Genomic DNA, 22,321 nt, shown 5'->3' on the forward strand with positions numbered 1-22,321 from the left:
TCACCCCGTTATTCCAGTTGAGAACTGACAGTGGAGGCTGTTTTCGTTGCCTCCCTCTGGGCTGAAATGCTATAATCAATTGTCTAAAAGCGCATGATTTTACAAACGCAGACCCTCTTTCAGAATCCCCCTTCCGGCGCTGATCTATCTGAATTCAAGGCTAAGGCATAATTATGGTCGAACAGACTCTGCCCGAAGACGAAAACAGGGGATCGGCGTCCTATACCGCCGAAGACATCCAGGTACTGGGCGGCCGCGAAGCTGTCCGCAAGCGCCCCGGCATGTACATCGGCTCCACCGACTACCGCGGCCTGCATCACCTGGTCTATGAGATTGTCTACAATTCCGTTGACGAAGCTATGGCCGGGTTCTGCGACAGGATCGAAGTCACCCTCAATGAGGATGAGTCCATCACCGTTGAGGACAACGGCCGCGGCATCCCGGTTGGCATCCACAAGACTACCGGCGTCTCCGCCCTGGAAACTGTCATGACTGTGCTGCACGCCGGCGCCAAGTTCGGCGGCAAAACCTACCAGGTCTCCGGAGGCTTGCACGGCGTCGGCGCTTCGGTGGTCAATGCCCTGTCGGATTGGGTGCGAGTCGAAGTCAAAAACGAGGGCAAGCTTTACCGGCAGGAGTACCGGCAAGGCATTCCGGCGGCGCCGGTGGCGGTTGTCGGCGAAGCCTGCGGCACCGGCACGATCACTACTTTCAAGTTCGACCCGGTCATTTTCGGCGACTCCACCTACGACTACAAGACTCTGGCCGAACGCATCCGCGAGATCGCCTACCTGAATAAGGGGTTGGAAATCTCAATACTGGACCGGCGCAGCGACGAAGAGCAGACTTACTACTTCGAGGGCGGCATCACCGGCTTCGTCCGGCACCTGAACCACAACCGCAATGTCATCAACAGACTGCCGATACCGATTTACAAGAAGATCGATTCCTCCATCGTCGAGGTGGCGCTGCAGTACAACGACGGGTACACCGAGACCAATTTCTCCTTTGCCAACTGCATTAATACCCAGGATGGCGGCACCCACCTCACCGGCTTCCGCTCGGCGTTGACCAAGGTCATCAACGATTACGCCGATAAGAACAAGCTGATCAAGGACGATCTCAATATCTCCGGCGAAGACGCCCGGGAGGGCCTGGTGTCCATCGTCTCGGTCAAGCTATCCGAGCCTCAGTTTGAAGGCCAGACCAAGGGTAAACTGGGCAATGCCGAGATGAAGGGCCTGGTTGATTCGGTTGTCAGCGAACAATTAGCCCTGTATCTGGAGGAGCACCCGGACGAAGCCAGGCGCATCATCGACAAAGTACTCACCTCAGCCCGGGCTCGCGACGCCGCCCGCAAGGCGCGTGATCTGATCATCAAGAAAAACTCGCTCGACGGCGGTACGCTGCCCGGCAAGCTGGCCGACTGCTCCGAGAAAGAACCTTCACTGTGCGAATTATTCCTGGTGGAAGGAGACTCCGCCGGCGGCTCGGCCAAGCAGGGCCGCAACCGCCGTTTTCAGGCCATTCTGCCGCTAAGAGGTAAAATCCTGAACGTGGAAAAAGCGGCGCCGGACAAGATGCTGTCCCATGAAGAAATCCGGGCTCTCATCACTGCGCTGGGGGCGGGCATAGATGACGATTTCGAGTTCCAAAAACTGCGCTATCACCGCGTAGTACTGATGACCGACGCCGACGTTGACGGCGCCCACATCCGCACCCTGCTGCTGACTTTCTTTTTCCGGCATATGAGCAAGCTGATCTCCGGCGGCGGGCTGTACATTGCCCAGCCCCCGCTGTATCGCATCAAGCAAGGTCAGAACGAGCGCTGGGTTTATTCCGACACCGAAAAAGCCGAGACACTCAAAGAGTTCAAGGGCAAGAATGTGGATATCCAGCGCTACAAAGGTCTGGGCGAAATGTCCGCCGAGCAGCTCTGGAGCACCACGATGAATCCGGCTACCCGCACTTTGCTGACGGTGGAAGTGGCCGACGCCGCCCGCGCCGACGCGACCTTTGCCCTGCTCATGGGTGACGAGGTGCCGCCGCGGAAAGCCTTTATCCAGGCCCATGCCCAGCATGTTAAAAACCTTGACGTTTAATCCAGATGGAAATTGTACCTTAAGAAGGGGCGGGAAGCGCCCCTTCTTCATTTTCCTAACTGAGTTCGCGAGTCTCAAGACCAGCCCCTGAAGCCAGTTCGGCTACCAGCAGGTCAACAGCCGCGGATTCTTCCATGCGGCCGGTCTTGATCGCCAGGTCAGTCTCCAGCAGGCGGCGGTAAGCGACGGCGGCGCGGCTGAAACTGAAACGGGCAGCCTGCGCCGCCGTTTTACGCCACACAAAGTCAGCCGTTAAACCGAGACGGCGGCGGATTTCGATCTCCTTTTCGCCGCGGCTCTTTAAGTCAAGATAAAGGATGATCAGCCGAAGCTGACGCGACATCATGGACAACGCGTAGCCTGCCGGCAGGCCGCCGGCTTTAAGCGCCTCCAGAGATTCGACAGCTGGTTTCAATCGGCATTCGATGACGGCGTCTACCAGGTTGAAAATACTGGCTTCCCCTGTGTAGCCCACCAGAGTTTTGACATCAGCCTCGGTGATCGGCCGGCTTCCTGCAAAGAGGCGGAGCTTTTCTATCTCTCCGGAAAGCGCCCACAGGTCGGCACCGACATACTGAGCCAGCAGGTTGATGGCGCCCGGGGCAATGGCGCCGCCGCAAAGACTGACCCGGCTGCCGATCCAGGCTTTCAAACCTGAACGGTCAAGCACGGGGAATTCATGGACTTCAAGGATATCGGCAAGGCCAGCAAAGAGAGGGTTCCTGCGGTTGAGCTCTGGCTCAATGAGAATGATGGCGGTGGTCGGCGGCGCAGCCCGGACGGCGGCGGAGAAAGTATCGGCCTCCTCAAGTCGGGATGCCTTATTCACCTGACCTCCAGCCGGTTGGAAGCGGCTTAGCAATCCGGTCACGATTACCAGCCGGCAGGGGGTAAGGAAAGGCAGGGCGTCAACGGTCAGCTTGAATTCTGCGGCTTTGACCCGGGCGCCCTCGAACAGGGTGGTGGCATCGGCCAGCAACGCAGTATCGCCGAGCGACAGCTTGATTTCAGACAGCTTCTGTTTCAGCGAATAGTCATCTGGACCAGCCAGCAGATAGCGCAACAGCCCTCCGCCTTACGTTCAGGGATAGCCTATTGTAGCATGACCCCGCCGCGGCGGGAATCGGGCTACCTGCCGGCGAAAAGCTGCCGCAGGTCGGCTTCGGTCTCCGGCGGGGCGACGGCGATGATCTGGTCGCCGGGCATGAAGACGGTGTCGCCGCGGGGCACGAAAGGCTTTCCGCCGCCGCGGATGACCAGCCCCAGCACCGCTTTGGCCGGCAGGTCCAGTTCGTTCATCGGCCGGCCCAGTCCGGCGGCGCCGGCGGCGGCGCGGAGTTCCAGCAGTTCGAAATCCCGGTTGTCGCCGCTGATGCAGAAAAGATGGGTCATGGGGTGGGAGGGGACTTCATGCTCGATGCGTTCCAGGATGATGTTGGTGGAGTTGACGGTGACATCCACGCCGAGCTTCTTGAAGACGTCTTCGTTCTTCGGGTCGCGGACGCGGGCAACGGTACGCGGCACATTGAAGCGGTATTTTGCTACCTGACAGGCTACCAGGTTATCCTCATCCTCTCCGGTGACGGCGATGAACATATCGGCGCGGCCGGTGCCGGCTTCGGTCTGGATAGCCGTCTCGCAGGCGTCGCCACGGAGGCAGAGGCTGCCCAGTTCCTTGTTGATCTTGTCGCAGACCGAGGCGTTTTTCTCGATCAACAACAGCTCGTGCCCTTCATTCAACAAGGCTTTGGTCAGAGAATATCCCAGGCGGCCGCCGCCGGCGACAATGATATACATCTAGCTCTCCAGCTTTTCTTTAAGCATTTCGGCGAAGACGGTGGTGGGGCTGATGGCTTCCAGGCCGAGGATGGTGTAAAGATCGCGGCGGAGGGGGTCGTAGATACGGCACACGACTTTTTTAACATTGAAGATTTTCTGCGCCATCTGGGCGGCCATGACGTTGCGATTGTCGCCCTGGGTCACCGCCACGAAGGCGTCGGCCTCTTCGATGCCGGCGCGGCGCAGCACTTCTTCGTCCAGCCCGTTGCCCAGGATGGCGTTGCCCTTGAAATCGGGCGGCAGGCGGCGGAAGCTGTAAGCGTCCAAATCCAGGGCGGTGACGCTGTGGCCTTCCTGGTCCAGCATCGTTGCCAACTGGGCGCCGACGCGCCCGCAGCCCATGATGACCACTTTCATCTCCGGGACTCCTTACTCATTCTGGGAGTGGTGGCTCAGGATGACGCGGCATGGTGAGTGCTGCAGGAGATAGGGCACCACCTCGCCCAGGCTGAATTCGCCGTAGCGCATTTTATAGGACGAGCCGATGATGATGGCGTCGGCTTTTTGTTCGATAGCCTCGTCGACAATGGCCGGGGCGACCGCCCGGGCCTGCAGCAGGTTGGTCTCCAGGCTGCAGCCATATTTTTTCCCAAGGTTTTCAAAACGGGCCAGGATACCTTCGGCTTTGGCGATCTCGGATTCCACCTCGGCATCCAGCGGCAATGAACGGTCGATGGAGATGATGTTGGTGACCACCAGCTTAATGCCGCCCAGGGCTCTGGAGAGCTGGCAGGCCAGCTCCAGCGCCTCTTCATCCTCTGGGCCGCCGGCCACCGGGATAAGCAGAGTCCGGAATTGTTTCATACAGTATTACGGCATAAGGCCATAGATAACAGGCTATTATAGACACCGCGGGGGAGTTTTGACAACAAAACGTGTCGTCGGGGCGCGACGAAGCGCGGAGCTGGCTTAATAACGGCGCCAGAAAGCCGGGGTCAGCAGGATGAGAAGGGTGAACAATTCCAGGCGGCCGGCCAGCATCATAATGATCAGGACGATTTTCCCTAACCCAGGGATCCAGGCGAAGTTTTGGTAAGGCCCGACACCGGCCAGACCGGGGCCGACGTTGCCCAGGCACGTTGCTACGCTTGATAAGGCAGTCTCGAAATTGAGCCCCAGGGCGCTCATTGTCAGAAAGCCGCCCCACATAGCGGCAAAGAAGGCTACGGTCATGCCGACGGTGCGGGAGATCGTTTTTTCCGGCAGGACAATCCCGCCGACTTTGATGGGGATAACGGCGTTGGGATTATAAGCCAGAATGATGCGGCGGTAGGTGTATTTGAAGAGAATCAAAGAACGGATAACCTTCAGGCCGCCGGCGGTGGAACCCGCCGAGCCGCCGATGACCATCAGGATGAGTAATAGCGCCCGGCTGAGGTGGGGCCATTCATCAAAGTTGGCGCTGGAATAGCCGGTGGAGGTCATTATGGTAGTCGCCTGGAAAGCGCCTTGTCTCAAGGCGTCGCCGATGGGGTAGATGTTGTGAAAGGTTAGGTCAAGCGCCAGCACGATTGAGGCGGCAGCCAGAAGGGCGGCATAAAGCTTGAATTCCGGGTTGCGGAAGAGCTTGCCCGGGCGGCCTTTCATGAAGACATAGTAAAACAGGGCGAAATTGACGCCGGCGATGAACATGAAGAAGTTGACGATAAGCTGCACCGGCACCGAAGCGTACTCCTCGATAGACAGGTCAACCGGGGCAAAGCCGCCGGAAGGCAGAGTGGTCAATGAGATATTGACGCTGTCGAACAGGGGCAGCCCCGCCCACAAAAGAGCGCCGAAACACAGCAGGGTGAAGCCGAAATAGATCAGCCACAGCGCCTTGGCGGTGCTGGTGATGCGGGATGTCAGCCGCTCGCCTTTCTCGCCGGTCATTTCCGCCTCGGCCATTTGAGCGGCGCCGATGCCGAGCAAAGGGAACAGGGCGACGAACAGCATGATGATGCCCATGCCGCCCAGCCACTGGGTCAGCGAGCGCCACAGCAGGATGCTGTCCGGCTGGTCGCCGATGTGGGTCATCACCGTCGCCCCGGTGGTGGTGAAGCCGCTCATCGTCTCGAACACGGAGTCGAGATAGGTCGGCAGGGCTCCGGAAAAATAATAGGGCAGGGCGCCAAAGGCGGAAACAGCAAACCAGGCGGCGACGACGATGACCAGAGCTTCCCGCTGGGTCACCGGGCGGCGCCCCTTGCGGGTGAAGAAATAAGCCAATCCGCCGCAGATAATGGTGATCTCGGCGGCGGCGGTCAGGGCTCCGCCGGCGGCATCGTGCTGTACCAGGCCGAAAATGGCAGGCACCGCCATGACGCCGCCTACCAGGGAGAGCAGCAAGCCGAGGTAATGGACGATTGAAATGTAGCTCATGGACGGCTACTTGAAGAACTCTTCGACCTCGGGGATGCCGGCAATGGTGGAGACGACGACGACGTGATCGCCGGGTTCGATGGGTGAATCGTCCGGAGGGATGACCGGCCGGCCGCCGCGGACGACGGCACCGATGATGGCGGAAGGCAACGTAATCTCCGTCGCCGCTTTACCAGCTATCCTGGCGCCGGGCGAGACGACGAATTCGATGGCTTCCAGCGTTGATTTTTCAATCACCGCGGCGGCGACGGCGCCACCGCGCAGGACGTAATGGGCGATCTTACGCGCGGCGATGATAGCCGGCGAACCGGCGACATCAATGCCGGCAGCCTCAGCCAGCGGGATATAATCCGGCTTGTTGATGACCGTCAGGGTACGGCCGACACCGATGTTTTTAGCCAGCAGGGTTGCCAGGATGTTGAGCTCGTCGTTTTCCGTCGCGGCGACCACGGCGTCGGCGCTGGCGATGCCCTGCTCCACCAGGAAGTCGCGGTCGGTCGGCTCACCCTGGAGCACCAGGGCGCGTTCCAATTTGCCGGCAATCTCTTCAGCCCGGGACTGGTCCCGCTCCAGGATCTTGACCCGGATGCCCTGGCGCAGCAGCCCCTCGGCTACCAGGTAGCCGATGCGCCCGCCGCCGATGACAGCCACGCTCTGGGCGGGGGGTTTGGGCGCGGCGAACAGCCGGCCGAGCCGTTCGACCTGGTCACCGGGCGCGACCACATATATAGAATCGCCCTCGTGAATGATTTCGTCGGCTCTGGCGATGGCGCCGCCCTCCTCGTGACCCAGAGCGACGATGAAAAAAGGAATATCCGATTTGATGTCGGACACCTTTTTGTTAAACAGGCTCTTATCCTCGACCTTAAACTCCCGGAGCTGTACCGCCCCGCCGCTGAACTGTTCGGCCGGGGTAGAGTAAAAGCCCCGCAGTATGGAAAGAATTTCCCGGGCCATCTCGACTTCCGGGTTGATAAAGATGTCCACTCCCAGATTCTGAGGCCGGACGATGCGGCGGGTGGCGCCGGGGTTTTTGGCCGGCAGCTGAAAATAACCGGAATAGTCCGGATTGCGGATGCGGGCGGCGGTGCGAGAGGCGCCCATCTCCTTGGCGATGAAACAGACGACCATGTTGGTTTCGTCGGAGTCGGTGACGGCCAGGATCAGGTCGGCGCGGTGGGCTTCGGCTTCCCGCAGAACGCGAGGTGTGGCGGCGTTGCCCGTAATGGTGCGGACGTCAAGCTGGCGCTGGATGGACTCGACGGCCACGGCTGATTCCTCGATGATGACCACATCGTGGTTTTCGACTGAAAGAAGAGAGGCGATATTGAAGCCAACGACGCCGCCGCCGGCGATGATGATATACACTACCTCGCCCCCGGCGAGCCCCCGAAGCGGAACAGGGACGGCAGCGAGGCGAAAAAGGCGAGAATCCTATTGCGCGGGCGGCGGTGTACCCGGATGACCCGGTCGCCGGGCCGGACACAGGTGGCAGCTCTGGGCTGTTCGGTCTTCATCTCTAACTGAAGCCGCATTTTAGGCCCAAACCTTCAAGTTGTCAACCGGTTCGATGCACGTTTCTCAAGAATTCTGACCGGCATCCGGCGAGGATTCCCCGCCGGGATGGGCATGAGGGGTGAGGGGGCAGGCTCCGGGCTCCAGGGTGCACAGCAAGCCGCCCGGGGCACAGGACTGGCACTCGAGCTGTAAAGTGGTGTGAGTTATCTCGTATTTTTCGGCCAGCATCGTTTCGACCTCCGCCCGTACATGGGCTGTCTCCGAGGTCAGACGGTCGTCGATGACGATGTGGCACGAAAGAGCGTGCAGCTGCGGCGTCAGGCTCCAGACGTGCAGGTCATGAACGTCCTGAACTCCACCGATGCGCCGCAAGTCGCCGGCCAGGTCATCGAGTTTTACATGGGCTGGTGCCGATTCCAGAATGACCTTGACCCCTTCGGCCAGAATGCCCCAGGCCGAGGCGGCGATGATGAGGCCGATAATGGCCGAGATGGCGGCGTCGATGATGGAGTAACCGGTGAGCATGATGGCAATCGCGCCGATGATGACGCCGACAGAAGCCAGGGCGTCACCCAGAACATGCCAGAAAGCGCTCCTGATGTTGAGACTTTCCTTTTGTGCTTCACGCAGCCAGAAAGCGACGATTAAGTTGGCGGCCAGTCCTAGAGCGGCCACGCCCAGCATCACCGGGCTGTCCACCTCCGGCGGCGCCTGGAAGCGCCGAGCCGCTTCAAAGAAGATGAAACCAGCAATGCCGAAGATAAGCACCGAATTGATGATGGCGACGACGACGCCCACCCGGTGATAGCCGAAGGTCATGCTGTGGCTGGGAGGTTTCTGCGCCTGGCGCAGGGCGTAAGCCGACAGCGACAGGGCGACGATATCCGCGAAGACATGCCCGGCGTCGGACAGCAGAGCCAAAGAGTTGGAGATGAGGCCACCCGCCACCTCGGCGACGAAAATAACGCTGGAAAGGATGATGCCCAGCGTCAGGCGGGCGCCGGCGGCGGTATGGGCATGTCGGTGCTGATGCAAATTATTTACAATCCCCAAGTCTCGGGATCGGTTGTTTTTTCACCCCTGCCATACTATCATATCAGGAACCGCTGGCTTGTCCAGCAGCCCCCGGAGGAAAGATGGCCAAGATATCAATCATGCCCAGGGAAGAAAAGTTCTTTGACCTCATCGAAGCCGGAGCGGCTAATATGGTGCGTACCGCCGAAGCCTTGAAGGAATTGGTCAACGACTGGCGGGACATCCCGGAAAAATTCCATAAGATCACTGAACTGGAGCACGCCGGGGATTCGGTCACCCATCAGATCATCGCCATGCTGCACCGCTCGTTCGTCACCCCTTTCGACCGCGAGGACATAGCTCTCCTGGCCCATTCGATGGATGATGTTGTCGATTTCATCCACTCGGCCGCGGACTACATGATGCTTTACAAGGTCGGCAAGCCTAACGACCGGGTCAGGGAACTGGCGGAAATCATCCTGCTGGGGGCTAAGGAAGTGGTCGCGGCGGCGCCGAAGTTGCGCAAGAAAAGCGGTCTCAAGAGCCTGCTGGAGCATTGTATCGAGATCAACCGTCTGGAAAATCAGGCTGACCAGGCTTACCGCGCCGCTCTGGTTGAATTGTTCGAAGAACACAACATCGCCGATGTTATCAAGTGGCGCGAGATCTACGAATCAATGGAAAGCGCCACCGACCGCTGCGAAGATGTAGCCAACGTCTTCGAGGGAGTCGCCCTCAAGAATGCCTGATGCCTCGCTGCTGCCCATAGTCATTATAATCCTGCTGGCCATCGGTTTCGCCTTCGTCAACGGCACCAACGACACCGCCAACGCCATCGCCACCGTCGTTGGCACCCGGGTGATGTCACCCCGGCAGGCGGTGCTCATGGCGGCCGCCGCCAACCTTGTTGGCGCTACCACCGGTGTGGCGGTGGCCCGAACTATCGGCAAAGGTATTCTTGTACCGGAAGCCATTACTTATACCACTATCATCGCCGGCCTTATCGCCGTGATCTCCTGGACTTCGCTGGCCACCTGGCGGGGATTGCCGGTCAGCTTGACCCACGGTATGGTTTCCTCGCTGGCCATGGCCGGCGTCGGCGTGGCTGGAGCGGCCGCCGTTAACTGGGCGGTGCTCGGCAAGGTCGTGGCGGCCATCATAATCGCCCCGGCAATCGGTTTCGCCGGCGGCTACTTGATGATGGTGGCCATCATGTGGCTGTTCAGCAAGTCACGGCCGGATCGCGTCGGCCGCATTTTCTCCAACGCTCAGATACTTTCCGCCAGCTACATGGCTTTCAGCCACGGCCGCAACGACGGCCAGATGCCCATCGGCCTCATCACCATGGCCATGGTCATCTATTCGGGCAACCTGGCGCTGTGGGACTCGATACCTGTGTGGATTATCCTGGTCGCCGCCGGTTCGATCAGTGCTGGCACGGCCATCGGCGGCTGGCGGGTGGTCAAGACTCTTGGAGTGAGGATGACGGCCTTAAAACCGGTCAACGGCTTCGCCGCCGAAACGGCGGCGGCCACGGTCATCCAGATCGCTTCCTCCATAGGCATCCCGGTGTCGACGACGCACACTATTTCCGCCTCGATCATGGGCGTCGGCGCCACCCGGCGCCTTTCGGCGGTGCGCTGGGGCGTGGCCGGGCACATCTTTGCCGCCTGGGTGCTGACCATCCCTATCTGCGGCGTCATCGCCTTCATTCTGGCGACAATCCTGAAGGGGTTGTTCTAGTTTTTGGCTGGACCAACCTATAGAATAATATTCCGCTTGTGGACCCGGGCCTTTTCGGCGGCCAGGATGGCGGCGATGCAGTCGACGGCCTGATCAATCCGGCCTTCGTGGTTGACCACGAAATAATCAAACATACTCAGCTGTTCCAGTTCATGCGGCGCCGTTTCCAACCGGCGTTTCAGCGCCGCCGGCGATTCGGTGAGGCGGCGTGACAAGCGCGCTTCCAGGTCCTTGAGCGAAGGCGGCAGCAGAAAGATGAAGACGGCGCCGGGGGTAATCTTTTTGATCGAAGCGGCGCCCTGGACGTCAACCTTGACGACAACATCGTGTCCGGCTTTCAGCGCTTCCCGCACCGCCGCCTTGGGCACGCCGTAGAAATTGCCGTAAACCTCTGCCCATTCCAGGAGTTCATTCGCTTCAATGAGCTTTTTAAACTCGGGCTGGCTGAAGAAGTGGTAGTCCCTGCCTTCAATTTCACGCGGGCGCTGGGCGCGGGTGGTCACCGTGGTGACGTATTTGACGCCCGGCAACTGCCGCTCCTTCATCCGTTCCAGTACGGCGTCTTTGCCGACCCCGGACGGGCCTGACAGGACGATGAGCACCGGCGCCGGAAGAGGCGGCTTAAACGTCAAGCGGTACCTCGGCCACTTCGGTCTTCATGACGCCGCGGCCTACGGTCACCCGGCCGGTTATGGTCTCCGGCGCCAGAGCCGCCAGGACAATGTGGCCGGAATCGGTGAAGATCACCGCCTTGGTCTTGCGGCCGTTGGTCATATCGATGAGATTACCCTTGTTGCGGCTCTCCTGGATAATACGCTTGATAGGGGCGGAGCCGGGAGGGGCGATGGCAATCAGGCGGTTCATCGCCAGAATGTTGCCGAAGCCGACGTGGACGAGTTCAATAGACATTTACACCTCTTAAACTGAAGGAGAATAAATACTATCTTATACCGATACGCCCCGAGTGGCAAGGCTAGGCACCCGTGATAACCAGAGGGTTAATCCTACACCGTCCGGGTGAACAGGTAGCCTTCGCCGGCTTTGGTGACGATCAGCGTCGGGTTGTTGGGGTCGGCCTCGATCTTTTCCCGCAGGTGCCGGATATAGACCCGGATAATCTTGACCGCGTCCGGCACCGGGTGGCCCCAGATCTGCTGGGCGATGGCTTTGTGGGTGACGACCTTGCCGGCGTTTTCCAGCAGGCAGCGCAAGGTGACGCTTTCAGTAGACGTCAGGTCGATGGTCTTGTTGCGGTATTCCAGCTTCCTGAAGGAGGAATCGAACCGGAAGTCGCCGAAGGCCGCCCTGACCTCCTCTCCTTTGCTCTGTCCCGGCACGAAACGGGCCACCGCTGAACGTACCCGCGCCAGGAATTCGAACTGGCGGAACGGTTTGGTGACATAGTCATCGGCGCCGAGCTCGAAAGCCCGTACCACATCCACCTCGTCGTTCCTGACGGTGAGGACAATGAGCGGTACTTTGGAAAAAGCGCGGATGCGCTTCAGGACATCGAAGCCGCTCATGTCCGGCAACCCGAGATCCAAAACCACCAGGTCTGGGGACACGCTGCGCACCAGATCGGCGCCTTCGCCGCCAAGATGCGTCCAGGTGATCTTGACGTCAGGCCAGATCAGGATCAGACATAGTGAAACAAGCTGGATGATGCCATCGTCGTCGTCAACAATCAGCGCTTTCATTTTTAAAGTTCCTCCTGGTTGTCGGTAACGCCACGAAAAAGCGGCTGCCGGAGCCCGGGCGGCTTTCCACCCAGATGCGGCCTTTATATCTTTCTACAATCGCTTTGGTTATGGCCAGCCCCAGTCCCAGGCCGTCTTTACGCTGGTGGCTGGGATCCCGGCGCTGGTAAGGTTGGAACAATGCCTGCTGGGCGTCCTCAGGAATACCGCAGCCGGTGTCCTTGACCTCGATGATGAGTTCCTTTGCCCGGGTATAGGCTTTAAGCCAGACCGAACCGCCTTTGGGGGTGTACTTGAAGGCGTTGTTCAGCAGGTTCATGATCACCTGTTGCAGCCGCTCGCGGTCTCCCAGAACAGTCGGCAGCCTCGCCGGCAGTTCGACGTTGAAAGCCAGTTCGCTGCGTTCCGCCGCCGGCCGGGCGAAGGCGGCGATGTCGCTGAGGAGCCGACGGGTGGGCACCGGGTAAAACTCCAGCTGCAACGAGCCCATCTCCAGTTTCATCAGGTCGTGCAGTTCATCGATGCGGCGGTTGATCGAAGCGGCGCCGAAGCTGATATTCTTGGCGAAGGACAGCAGCGGTTCTTCCTTTATATGAGATACCAGGAAATCGCTTGAAGCCATGAGCAAGGTCAGCGGCGTTTTGAGCTCGTGCACCAGCGCCCGGGTGTAGTTGGTGCGCATATCGGTATCGGCTTCCAGCTTGGACCGCAGCGACGTTTCGTGCTCCAGCGCCCGCTGCCGGCGTTCTTCCTGTTCCTTGCGCTCGGCGATATCCCGATAAACAGCGACGATGGCCGGGCATCCATCCATAATGAAAACCTGGCAATTCGCCTCCGATGGCAGTTCCTGCCCGGTTTTGGTCCGGAGCGCCACCTCCATGGTCAGCTTCCCGTTGTCCGAAGGGGCGGCGAGTATTTCCCGGCTGCGGCGCAGGCTGTCCGGCGCGTTAAGATCGGCATCGGTCAGGCGGATCATTTCGTCCCTAGTGTAGCCAAGGCGGCGGCAGGCGGCGGGGTTGGCATCAATAATCTTTAAGACTTCCGAGCCGTTCGCGCGGCGCCAGATGATAATGGCGTCGCCGGCATTCTCGAAGACGGCGCGGTAAAGTAAGTCAACCGGTTTCGCTACGTTCAATTTCTATCCTCGGGGCGGCGGATGATGAATCATAACACAAACGATGCCGGTATATTACCACCGATACGCGGGATGGTGAAATGCCTGGAGCAACACGGTTTAATCGCGGGTTCGGTTATCCAAAGGTTAAATACTAATATTATTAAAGTGATTAAAAGTTATTAATCTTTACCTTTGGCAGCCGGATTAACAAACATAAATCGGCATAAATGCGTATTTACTCCCCTTTCGATTCAGATGTAGATTCTACACGAAGCAAATTAATTGAAAGGGGTTTAGGTATGTCAGCTTTTCACAGCACCGTCTCCCGCCGCGACTTCATGAAAGGTCTGGGCTTCGTCAGCGCCGGCCTCGGCGGCGCCGCCGCCGTTTCCCCGGCCTTCCACGACCTGGACGAACTGATGCAGTCCGGCGTCACCACCCGGAAGCGCGCCTGGTGGGTCAAGGAAGTCGATGAACCGACTGTCGAGATCGACTGGGACCTGATGAAACCGCACTACAGCTATCAGACCCAGTCCGCCGCCCTGGTGGCCCAGTACGTGGGCGTCGATGCCTACAACGCGATGAAGAAGTCCGAAAAATCTGATGCCGACCGGCTGAAGGATAACGAACCCGGCTACCGGCTGAAAGACCATGCCCTATCCGGCGCCAACGGCGGCCTGCGCATCGCCACCATCGCCGAAAAATTCGGCCAGATCAAGAACGTGACTACCCCTGAAGCCCGCGGCGTGCCCAAGTGGACCGGCACTCCGGAAGAAGGCCTCATCATGCTGCGCTCGGCCATGGTCTTCTTCGGTGCCGCCGATATCGCCACCGCCGAACTTGACGATCATCACCGGAAACTGATGGGCATCACCGGCGAGAATCCCGGCATCACCTACTGGGACAAGCAGCCGCCGACCACGGTCACCAAGCCGGTGGTCTTCTCCAAGACTGACGAATCCTTCCGCTGGGACGAAAAGACGGGCATTACCTACCTGCCCAACAAACCGCTTTACAACGTCTGCTATCTCATCCCGCAGGACAACGACCTGAACCGGATGCGCCCGACGGTGCTGGGCCGCCTGACCCAGACCCGCTACCGCCTGCGCGAAGTACCCCGCGCCTGCACCCAGGCTTTCATCACCGGTCTCGGCTATGAGAGCATGCATGACGAGCCCTATCGCTGGAATCCTTCCAACTCCGGCGCGGTGCTGGGTGGCCTGACCGAAAACTCCCGCCACACCATCATGTCCATCAGCCCTGAGTTCGGCGCTTTCGGCGGCTACTTCGATTTCCTGACCACCCTGCCCATCGCCCACACCAAACCCATTGACGCCGGCATCTGGCGGATGTGCCAGTCCTGCGGTCTGTGCGCCGACTACTGCCCGTCCGGCTCGATCGAGAAGAAGGGCGAAAGCCAGCCGAGTTGGGAAGGCCCGAAACCGTCATCCCTCGGACCGAAAGTTTATCAACTGCCGTGGGAAGGCATCCGCACCAGCGGCGAATGGGCCAAGCTGGGCCGCAAGACCTTCTGGACGGACATGCCCTCCAGCCAGATCTACCAGCGGTCGGTCGGCACCTGCAACGTCTGCTGGGGCCACTGCGTCTTCAACGGCGCCAACTCCGCCATGATCCACCAGGTGGTCAAAGCCACGGCATCCACCACCGGCATCTTCAACTCCTTCTTCGCCTCGATGCACGACATCATGGGCTACGGCCTGAAGGAAGGCGAGGCGGTCGAGAAGTGGTGGCACTCCTCGCTGCCGGCCTACGGCTTCGATTCCACCGTCTACGCCCGCGACATGGGCTACTAAGCCTGACGCCAACGGTTACCCGGGAGAGGGGCTTCCTGCAGGAAGCCCCTCTCCTTTTTATTAACGGAATTCATAAAGTCTCAATAACATACAAGATTTCGCGAGTACCAATATTGCCAGCACTCATTAAGGTTTCTTTATCTTTGGCTATCCCTGGCGCATTAATAAATATAAATCAGCATAGATGCGTATTTACGTTTAGGGAATCAGGCTGTAGGATGAAGGAAATTAAGAAAGAAAGGAAAAATATGTCCATTTTTCACAGCACCATGAGCCGCCGGCAGTTCATGAAAGCCATCGGCTTGGCTGGCGCCGGTACCGGCGCGGCCGCCCTGGTCGGTCCCAATTTCCATGACCTGGATGAGGTCGTCGCTTCCGGCGACAATCTCCAGAAGCATCCCTGGTACGTCAAGGAGCGCGAACGCCTGGATCCCACCGTCGAGCTGGACTTCGACCTGATGCAGCGCTACGACCGGCGCTACATGGGCCAGTGCGCCAACATCCGCTCCAAGTACCTCGGCCGGCAGCGGGTTGTCGATACCGACGCCAATTCCGGCGCTCTCGCCAAGAAGCAACTGGTTGAAAACCTGCCGGGCTTCGGTCACAAGTGGGAAGCCTTGCGCGTCGGTCTCAGCCAGTCCAACAAATGGTCTGTATCCTTCCTCGGCCCCGAAGTCAGCGGCAAGATCACCGCTGCCACCCCGGAATCCCTGGGCGTGCCCAAGTGGCAGGCTACCCCTGAAGAGAACGCAAAACTGGTGGTGGCCGCCATCAGGCTGTTCGGCATGGCGGAAGCCGGCTTCAACCAACTTGACAGCACCTGGCGGACCAAGCTCGTGGCTAAGAACGAGAAAGGCTCTTCCACCGGCATGCAGTGGATTGACACCGATCCGGCCAACGTTCCTGACACCGCCGCCCGCCCCATTGTTTACGAAGATGTCGCTGAGCCTTACTACACCACCACCAAGTGGGTAATTCCCACCAAGGATCAGTGGGTGGTTTACCTGGGCGGCCCGGAACCCCGCGAGACCGATCGGACCTTCCCTTCCCGCATCAGTAAATCCAACCTGGTTGCCAACTCTGGTACCCGCAATATCGCCTTCTACAGCACTTACAATTTCTTCAGGGCTCTCGGTTACAACTTGGTCGGCGGCACCGGTCACGGTACCGACTGCTTCCAGACGCCGGGCGTGGCCGTCCTGACTGGTAAAGCGGAAAACGCCCGCATGAGCAACTGGGTGATTTCCCCTTCTTGGGGTCCCCGCTCGACTGATTTGGCTCAGATCACCGACATGCCTTTGGCCGAGACTCATCCGATCGATGCTGGTCTGTGGCGCTTCTGCCAGAGCTGCGGTATCTGCGCCGACGCTTGCCCCTCCGAGTCGATTCCGAAAAAAGGCTTCGAGCCGACCTTTGAAATCCCGGACATCAACGGCGTCGCGGATACTCAGCATGCCACCGGACGCAAGATGTACTACTTCAACGGCTCTTCCTGCAACAACTGGACTAAGGAGAACTACCCGGGCTCTGGCTGTTCCGCCTGCGCCGCCCATTGCACCTTCTCCACCGGCAGCGGAGCTATGGTTCACTCCGTATTGAAGACCACCATTTCCTATGTCCCGATCTTCAACACCTTCCTGGCCAACATGGGCCGGACCTTCGGCTACGGTCCTTACGAGGATCCGGAGCAGTGGTGGAACGCCGCCCTGCCGCAGTTCGGCATCGATTCTACCCTCACCTCCACTGTCAAGAGCCAGTAGAACGCAACTTAATTCAAGTATTTACGAGGTGGGCTCCGCATGGAGCCCACCTCGTGTTTTTGCAGCTTGGGCAACTACAAACCGACATCCGCCGATACCGCTTCACTAAAATGATTCTCCCTAACACATTTCCCATAGGTTAAAAAAAGTTGCCCTGGCGAGATTAATTGTAATTAATACTTAGCTACCAAAGGAGCATTAACGAACATAAATCGGCATAAATGCGTATTTACGTTTAGCGCATCAGGTTGTAGTCTGGAGAAAAATTTGGGAAGAAAGGAAAACCTATGTCCATTTTTCACAGCACAATGAGCCGCCGGCAGTTCATGAAAGCCATCGGCCTGGCTGGCGCCGGCACCGGCGCGGCCGCCCTGGTCGCCCCGAACTTTCATGACCTGGACGAAGTCGTCGCTTCCGGCGACAATCTCCAGAAGCATCCCTGGTATGTTAAAGAGCGCGAGCGCCTGGATCCTACGATGGAGATTGACTGGAACGTGATCCACCGCTATGACCGCCGCTACATGGGCCAATGCTCCAACATCCGCGCCAAGTATTACGGCAAGGCGTATGTCGAAAAGATTGACGCCGAATCTGGTGCGCTCCAGGCGCAAAGGATGAAGGATAATGTGCCCGGCTTCGGCCATAAATGGGAAGCCCTGAGGACCGGTCTCAGCCAGTCCAACAAGTGGTCTGTGTCATACCTCGGCCCCGAAGTCAGCGGCAAGATCACTGCGGCTACTCCGGAATCACTGGGCGTGCCCAAGTGGCAAGCCTCTCCTGAAGAGAACGCAAAGCTGGTGGTGGCCGCCATCAGGCTGTTCGGCATGGCCGAGGCCGGTTTCAACAACCTGGACAGCACCTGGCGGACCAAGCTGGTGGCCTTCAATGAAAAGGGCAGTTCGACCGGCTCCCAGTGGATCGACACCGATCCCGCCAATGTCCCGGCATCTGCCGCCAGACCCATTGTCTACGAGAATGTTGATCAACCGTACTACACCACAGAAAAATGGGTCATCCCGGCGAATAAAGACCTGAACGTACTCTACCTTGGCGGTCCAGAGCCCAGGGAAACCGACCGGACATATCCTTCCAGAATCTCGAAATCGAATCTGGTGGCCAACTCCGGCACCCGCAACATCGCCTTCTATAGCACTTATAACTTCATGAGAGCTCTGGGCTATAACATGTTCGGCGGCACTGGCCACGGCACCGACTGCTTCCAGACCCCTGGCGTAGCTGTATTTACCGGCAAAGCCGAGGGTGCCCGCATGAGCAACTGGGTGATCTCTCCCACCTGGGGCCCACGGAGCACTGATCTTTGCCAGATCACCGATATGCCCCTGGCGGAGACCCATCCGATCGACGCCGGCCTGTGGCGCTTCTGTAAGACCTGCGGCATCTGCGCCGATTCCTGCCCATCTAATTCCATCCAGGGGCTTGATGCCGGGGATCCCAGCTACGATATGCCGCCCATCAATGGCAAACCCGACACCCAGCACATCTCCGGTTTGAAGCGGTTCTACTATGACGGCTCTGGCTGCCGGAACTATGTGAACGAATTCATCCCTGGCTCCGGTTGTTCAGCCTGCGCCGCTCACTGCACCTTCTCCACCGGCAGCGGGGCTATGGTTCATGCCGTGCTGAAATCAACCATCTCCTACGTGCCGATCCTCAACGGCTTCCTGGCCAACATGGGCCGAACTTTTGGCTACGGTGCATACGAGGATCCGGAGCAGTGGTGGGACGCCGCTCTGCCGCAATTCGGCATCGACTCTACTCTCACCGCTCAGGTCAAGAGCCAGTAACACCTTAACCTCCGCAAAACAAAAAAGGGGCTCCGAAAGGAGCCCCTTCAAGTTTTTATAAAGGTGTTCTAAGCGGGATTCTTTTTGATCTTGTCGAACTCCTCTGCCGATATCTCTCCACTGGCGAATCGTTCGCGGGCAATATCCAGCGGCGTCTTTTCTTGGAATCCGCCGCCCTTGATGAACGAATCCCCTTTCTGATTGGCCATGACTACAATCCAGATTAGAAGTCCGGTCAGCACCAACGTCAGAATACCCATGCCTGCCTCCTGTCTAAAATGAATATTACTGCTAGAGTCTGTCTCGGGCAAGACGGAGAGTTACAGCGAGGCCAGGTAGCGGTCAATATCCCGGGCGGCGGTTTTGCCGGCGCCCATGGCGGAGATGACGGTGGCCGAACCGGTGACGATATCGCCTCCGGCCCATACCGCCTTCTTCCGGGTCAAGCCGGTGGCTTCATCCGCCACTACAGTGCCTCTGGAAGCAAAAGCCAGGTCGGGCGTGGACCGGGCGATAAGGGGATTGGGCCGGGTACCCAGGGCGACAATAGCCATATCGATAGCCAGGGTGAATTCTGAACTTTCGACAGGCACCGGCCGGCGGCGGCCGGAGGCGTCGGGTTCACCCAGAACCATCTTCTGGCAGACCATGCCGGAAACCCATTTCTGGTCGTTTATATCAAATTTGATGGGATTGGTCAGAAAAAGGAAGGCGACGCCCTCTTCTTCGGCGTTCTCGATTTCCTCAATTCGGGCTGGCATTTCCTCCCGGCCGCGGCGGTAAACAACAGTGACGCTTGCCCCCAGGCGAACGGCGCAGCGGGCGGCGTCCATGGCGACATTGCCGCCGCCGATGACCGCAACCTCTTTGCCCACCTTAAGGGGGGTATCAACCTCGGGGAAGCGGTAAGCTTTCATCAAATTGACCCGCGACAGGAATTCGTTGGCGGAATAGACGCCGCAGGCGTTTTCGTTCTCGATATTTAAAAACAGCGGCAGGCCGGCGCCGGTGCCGACGAAAACGGCGTTGAAGCCATCGGCCAGCAGTTCATCAATCGTCAGTGTTTTACCGATAACCGCATCCAGTTCGATGATCACTCCCAGGCTCTTGACATAATTGATCTCAGCCTGGACGATGCTTTTGGGCAGGCGGAATTCCGGTATGCCGTACATCAGCACGCCGCCAGCCACATGGAGAGACTCGAAGATGGTGACGGCATGCCCCAGCCGGGCAAGTTCAGCGGCGCAGGTCAGTCCCGCCGGGCCGGAGCCAACCACGGCCACTTTGCGTCCCGTCGGCGGCGAGGCCGAAGCCTCAGGCGCCGGATGATGCCCCAGTTCCCAGTCGGCGACATACCGTTCCAGCCGGCCGATGGCCACCGGCGCCTTCTTCTTGGCCAGGGTGCAGACGGCCTCGCACTGGCTTTCCTGGGGGCAGACGCGGCCGCATATACCGGGCAGGGCGTTGGTGCGCTTGATCACCCGCGAGGCACCGGCTAGATCGCCGGATTTAACGGCGGCGATGAACTCGGGGATGTCGATGGCCACCGGGCAGCCGGCCACGCAGTTCCTGGCCTTGCACTCGATGCAGCGGGCGGCTTCCCGGGCGGCGTCCTCGGCTGAATAACCCAGGGCGACCTCGCCGAATGTCTGCCGCCGGGTATCGGCCGGCTGCTTGGGCATGGATACCCGGTTCAGGTTGATTTTAGCTTTAGCTTTGCCGCCAGATTCTTGACTCATCGGTATCTCAGGCAGTCGGGCACCGGCAAATTTCCAGCGACCGCTTCTCTTCATCGATATAGGTTCGCTGACGGGCCATGAAATTGTCCCAGTCGATGGCGTGGGCGTCGAACTCCGGGCCGTCGACGCAGGCGAACCTGGTCTGCCCGGCAACCGAAACGCGGCAGCAGCCGCACATGCCGGTACCGTCCACCATGATCGGGTTCATGGAAACGATGGTCTTGACGCCGAAGGGTTTGGTGGTCAATGAGGAGAATTTCATCATGATGCTGGGACCGATGGCAATGACGCGGTCGATCCGCTCGCCGCGTTCCAATCTTTCCTTGACCGGTTCGGTGACCACCCCCTTGCGTCCGGCGGAACCGTCATCGGTGGTGATAATCAGTTCATCCGAGTTTTCAGCGAGCCGCTCGCGCCAGAAAAGGAGATCTTTGTTGCGGGCGCCGACGACGATGATCACCCGGTTGCCGGCCGCTTTCATCGCCCGGGCGATGGGCATGATGGTGGCGGTGGCGAATCCTCCGGCCATCAGGCAGACGGTGCCGAAGTTTTCTACCTCGGTAGGATTGCCCAGCGGACCGCAGAGGTCGGCAATGACATCGCCGGGCTTCAGGCGAGCCAGTCTGGTGGTTGTGGTGCCAACCTCCATGAATACTACCGAAACTGTGCCTTCGGCGGCGTCCCAATCGGCGATAGTCAGCGGAATGCGTTCGCCGTGCGCGTCGACCCGCAGAATGACGAACTGCCCGGCGGCAGCCTTCCTGGCCACCCGAGGCGCATGAATGCGGTACAGGCGTACCCGCGGCACCAACTCTTCAGTGGCAACGATGGGGAACAACGACGCTCCTCGGAGGGACTAGTCCTAAAGAACTAGCAAGTGGTTATAATCTATCATTTTGCGGCAACCGTCAGCAAGCTCGCCCATATAAAAAGACAAGGGAACCGTTACGGCCCCCTTGTCGGAAGGACGGCGGGTCACTCTAGTAGTAGTCAAAGAATGACTGGTCGGTCGGCGGTTCATCGGCCTTGAGTTCGGCTTTGCGCTTCTCTTCTTCGGCTTTCTTCTTGGCTTCCTCAGCCTCTTTGGCGGCTTTGGCAGCCGCTTCTTCGGCGGCTTTTTCCTCGGCCGTGGGCTCCGGCATGGCGACCTCGACCGGCATTGACCAGTGCATTTCGCTCCAGCCCCATTTGTCATTGATCTTCTCGGCGACGGCGGTCATGCGCATATCCAGGAGCAGCTTGCGCGTGCCTTTCACCAGGGTTTCCCAGAGGTGGCTGGACACCCAGGCGACGTTGCCGTTGGACTTGATGGTAGTGTAGCCGTACTTCAGGGTGATGGTATCGGCCATGGCGAAATGCTTCTGCATCCGCTCTTTGAGCTGCCCCGGCCCGACCGACAATTCATCTTTGGCAATGCCGATGTTCAGCATGTTCGGATCGTCGGTGGTCAATTTGATCAGCGCGTCGGCGTTTCTGGCTTCAAAAGCCGCTTTGGTTTGTTCCAGCAGGGCGTTGATGATGGATCTTGTCTCATTGTCGGCTCTCACGAAAGACTGCCCCCCTTAACTATCAGGATATCGTCGGACTACCTTTATAGGTCAAAGACCGTTCCGGTGTCAAGGCCGCGGAAAAGTCGGTGGCGTACTGCGATAAAAAACGGACTTCATCCGTCGGAATAAAGCTAGACTGGGGCTTGACATGGCTTTACAGCCTGTGCTATTATTGCCTTCGCGTTTGAAAATTATGATGTTAAATAGAGCAGCATAAAGCGCACATAGCGGTGTTAACCAAGACGGCTTGGTGAAAACGCCA

General features: G+C 59.0%; 22 protein-coding genes. 6 read left to right on the forward strand and 16 right to left on the reverse strand.

The annotated features are described in order from the left end of the window. The first annotated feature begins 173 nt into the window (after nt 1-173). A complete protein-coding gene (gene gyrB, locus DEALK_RS02840) occupies nt 174-2,102 on the forward strand; it encodes a DNA topoisomerase (ATP-hydrolyzing) subunit B (protein WP_058438495.1) in 1,929 nt (642 codons plus the stop codon). A 55-nt stretch (nt 2,103-2,157) separates the two neighbouring features. On the opposite strand, the gene holA is transcribed toward gyrB, so the two are convergent. The 8 genes from holA to DEALK_RS02875 form a co-directional block, all read right to left on the reverse strand. After that, complete coding sequence (holA, locus tag DEALK_RS02845) at nt 2,158-3,165, reverse strand: DNA polymerase III subunit delta (RefSeq protein ID WP_058438497.1); 1,008 nt, start codon at nt 3,163-3,165, stop codon at nt 2,158-2,160. Nucleotides 3,166-3,230: 65 nt separating this feature from the next. Next, nucleotides 3,231-3,899, reverse strand: coding sequence for a potassium channel family protein (locus DEALK_RS02850; protein WP_058438499.1), 669 nt, complete (start codon nt 3,897-3,899; stop codon nt 3,231-3,233). Then, nucleotides 3,900-4,298 carry a potassium channel family protein gene (locus DEALK_RS02855; protein ID WP_058438501.1) on the reverse strand — a complete coding sequence of 133 codons (399 nt, stop codon included), beginning with the start codon at nt 4,296-4,298 and terminating at the stop codon, nt 3,900-3,902. A gap of 12 nt (nt 4,299-4,310) precedes the next feature. Next, nucleotides 4,311-4,745 (reverse strand): universal stress protein, encoded by a 435-nt coding sequence (locus DEALK_RS02860; protein ID WP_058438503.1) that lies wholly within the window; start codon nt 4,743-4,745, stop codon nt 4,311-4,313. 105 nt (nt 4,746-4,850) lie between these two features. Continuing rightward, nucleotides 4,851-6,302 (reverse strand): TrkH family potassium uptake protein, encoded by a 1,452-nt coding sequence (locus DEALK_RS02865; RefSeq protein ID WP_058438505.1) that lies wholly within the window; start codon nt 6,300-6,302, stop codon nt 4,851-4,853. A gap of 6 nt (nt 6,303-6,308) precedes the next feature. Beyond that, entirely contained in the window at nt 6,309-7,670 is a 1,362-nt protein-coding gene (gene trkA / locus DEALK_RS02870; RefSeq protein WP_058438506.1) for a Trk system potassium transporter TrkA, read from the reverse strand. After that, a complete protein-coding gene (locus DEALK_RS10090) occupies nt 7,670-7,819 on the reverse strand; it encodes a hypothetical protein (protein WP_186007572.1) in 150 nt (49 codons plus the stop codon). The genes trkA and DEALK_RS10090 overlap by 1 nt, the downstream gene beginning before the upstream one ends. A 64-nt stretch (nt 7,820-7,883) precedes the next feature. Next, nucleotides 7,884-8,855 (reverse strand): cation diffusion facilitator family transporter, encoded by a 972-nt coding sequence (locus DEALK_RS02875; protein ID WP_058440019.1) that lies wholly within the window; start codon nt 8,853-8,855, stop codon nt 7,884-7,886. Nucleotides 8,856-8,956: 101 nt separating this feature from the next. On the opposite strand from DEALK_RS02875, the gene DEALK_RS02880 reads away from it, so the two are divergent. Beyond that, complete coding sequence (locus tag DEALK_RS02880; protein WP_058438509.1) at nt 8,957-9,583, forward strand: DUF47 domain-containing protein; 627 nt, start codon at nt 8,957-8,959, stop codon at nt 9,581-9,583. After that, nucleotides 9,576-10,577 carry an inorganic phosphate transporter gene (locus DEALK_RS02885; protein WP_058438511.1) on the forward strand — a complete coding sequence of 334 codons (1,002 nt, stop codon included), beginning with the start codon at nt 9,576-9,578 and terminating at the stop codon, nt 10,575-10,577. Before DEALK_RS02880 ends, DEALK_RS02885 begins: the two co-directional genes overlap by 8 nt. Nucleotides 10,578-10,594: 17 nt before the next feature. On the opposite strand, the gene DEALK_RS02890 is transcribed toward DEALK_RS02885, so the two are convergent. The 4 genes from DEALK_RS02890 to DEALK_RS02905 all read right to left on the reverse strand — a co-directional run bounded on the left by DEALK_RS02890 (nt 10,595) and on the right by DEALK_RS02905 (nt 13,409). Then, nucleotides 10,595-11,209 carry a guanylate kinase gene (locus DEALK_RS02890; protein ID WP_058438513.1) on the reverse strand — a complete coding sequence of 205 codons (615 nt, stop codon included), beginning with the start codon at nt 11,207-11,209 and terminating at the stop codon, nt 10,595-10,597. Then, nucleotides 11,199-11,486, reverse strand: a complete 288-nt coding sequence (locus DEALK_RS02895; RefSeq protein WP_058438515.1) for a DUF370 domain-containing protein — start codon at nt 11,484-11,486, stop codon at nt 11,199-11,201. Before DEALK_RS02895 ends, DEALK_RS02890 begins: the two co-directional genes overlap by 11 nt. A 95-nt stretch (nt 11,487-11,581) precedes the next feature. Further along, the gene (locus DEALK_RS02900) at nt 11,582-12,274 is read right to left on the reverse strand and encodes a response regulator transcription factor (RefSeq protein WP_058438518.1); all 693 of its coding nucleotides are present in this window, start codon (nt 12,272-12,274) and stop codon (nt 11,582-11,584) included. Further along, the gene (locus DEALK_RS02905; RefSeq protein ID WP_058438520.1) at nt 12,255-13,409 is read right to left on the reverse strand and encodes a PAS domain-containing sensor histidine kinase; all 1,155 of its coding nucleotides are present in this window, start codon (nt 13,407-13,409) and stop codon (nt 12,255-12,257) included. Before DEALK_RS02905 ends, DEALK_RS02900 begins: the two co-directional genes overlap by 20 nt. A gap of 281 nt (nt 13,410-13,690) precedes the next feature. Here DEALK_RS02905 and DEALK_RS02910 point away from each other — a divergent pair, with 281 nt between their 5' ends. The 3 genes from DEALK_RS02910 (at nt 13,691) to DEALK_RS02920 (ending at nt 18,770) form a co-directional block, all read left to right on the forward strand. Next, on the forward strand, nt 13,691-15,205 hold the full coding sequence (locus tag DEALK_RS02910) for a reductive dehalogenase (protein ID WP_058438522.1): 1,515 nt from the start codon (nt 13,691-13,693) through the stop codon (nt 15,203-15,205). A gap of 218 nt (nt 15,206-15,423) precedes the next feature. Beyond that, nucleotides 15,424-16,965, forward strand: a complete 1,542-nt coding sequence (locus DEALK_RS02915; protein WP_058438524.1) for a reductive dehalogenase — start codon at nt 15,424-15,426, stop codon at nt 16,963-16,965. Nucleotides 16,966-17,252: 287 nt separating this feature from the next. Continuing rightward, a complete protein-coding gene (locus tag DEALK_RS02920) occupies nt 17,253-18,770 on the forward strand; it encodes a reductive dehalogenase (RefSeq protein ID WP_058438526.1) in 1,518 nt (505 codons plus the stop codon). A gap of 68 nt (nt 18,771-18,838) precedes the next feature. Here DEALK_RS02920 and DEALK_RS02925 read toward each other — a convergent pair whose 3' ends face one another. From DEALK_RS02925 to DEALK_RS02940, 4 genes are all read right to left on the reverse strand, one after another. Beyond that, nucleotides 18,839-19,030: an SHOCT domain-containing protein gene (locus DEALK_RS02925; RefSeq protein WP_058438528.1), complete on the reverse strand. Its 192-nt coding sequence runs from the start codon at nt 19,028-19,030 to the stop codon at nt 18,839-18,841. A 60-nt stretch (nt 19,031-19,090) separates the two neighbouring features. Continuing rightward, a complete protein-coding gene (gene gltA / locus DEALK_RS02930; RefSeq protein WP_058438530.1) occupies nt 19,091-20,509 on the reverse strand; it encodes an NADPH-dependent glutamate synthase in 1,419 nt (472 codons plus the stop codon). Between the two features lie 7 nt (nt 20,510-20,516). After that, entirely contained in the window at nt 20,517-21,347 is an 831-nt protein-coding gene (locus tag DEALK_RS02935) for a sulfide/dihydroorotate dehydrogenase-like FAD/NAD-binding protein (protein ID WP_058438532.1), read from the reverse strand. Nucleotides 21,348-21,489: 142 nt separating this feature from the next. Next, nucleotides 21,490-22,056 (reverse strand): nuclear transport factor 2 family protein, encoded by a 567-nt coding sequence (locus DEALK_RS02940; protein WP_058438534.1) that lies wholly within the window; start codon nt 22,054-22,056, stop codon nt 21,490-21,492. Nucleotides 22,057-22,321: the final 265 nt, after the last annotated feature.

Source organism: Dehalogenimonas alkenigignens (genome assembly GCF_001466665.1).
GTDB classification, from domain to species: domain Bacteria; phylum Chloroflexota; class Dehalococcoidia; order Dehalococcoidales; family Dehalococcoidaceae; genus Dehalogenimonas; species Dehalogenimonas alkenigignens.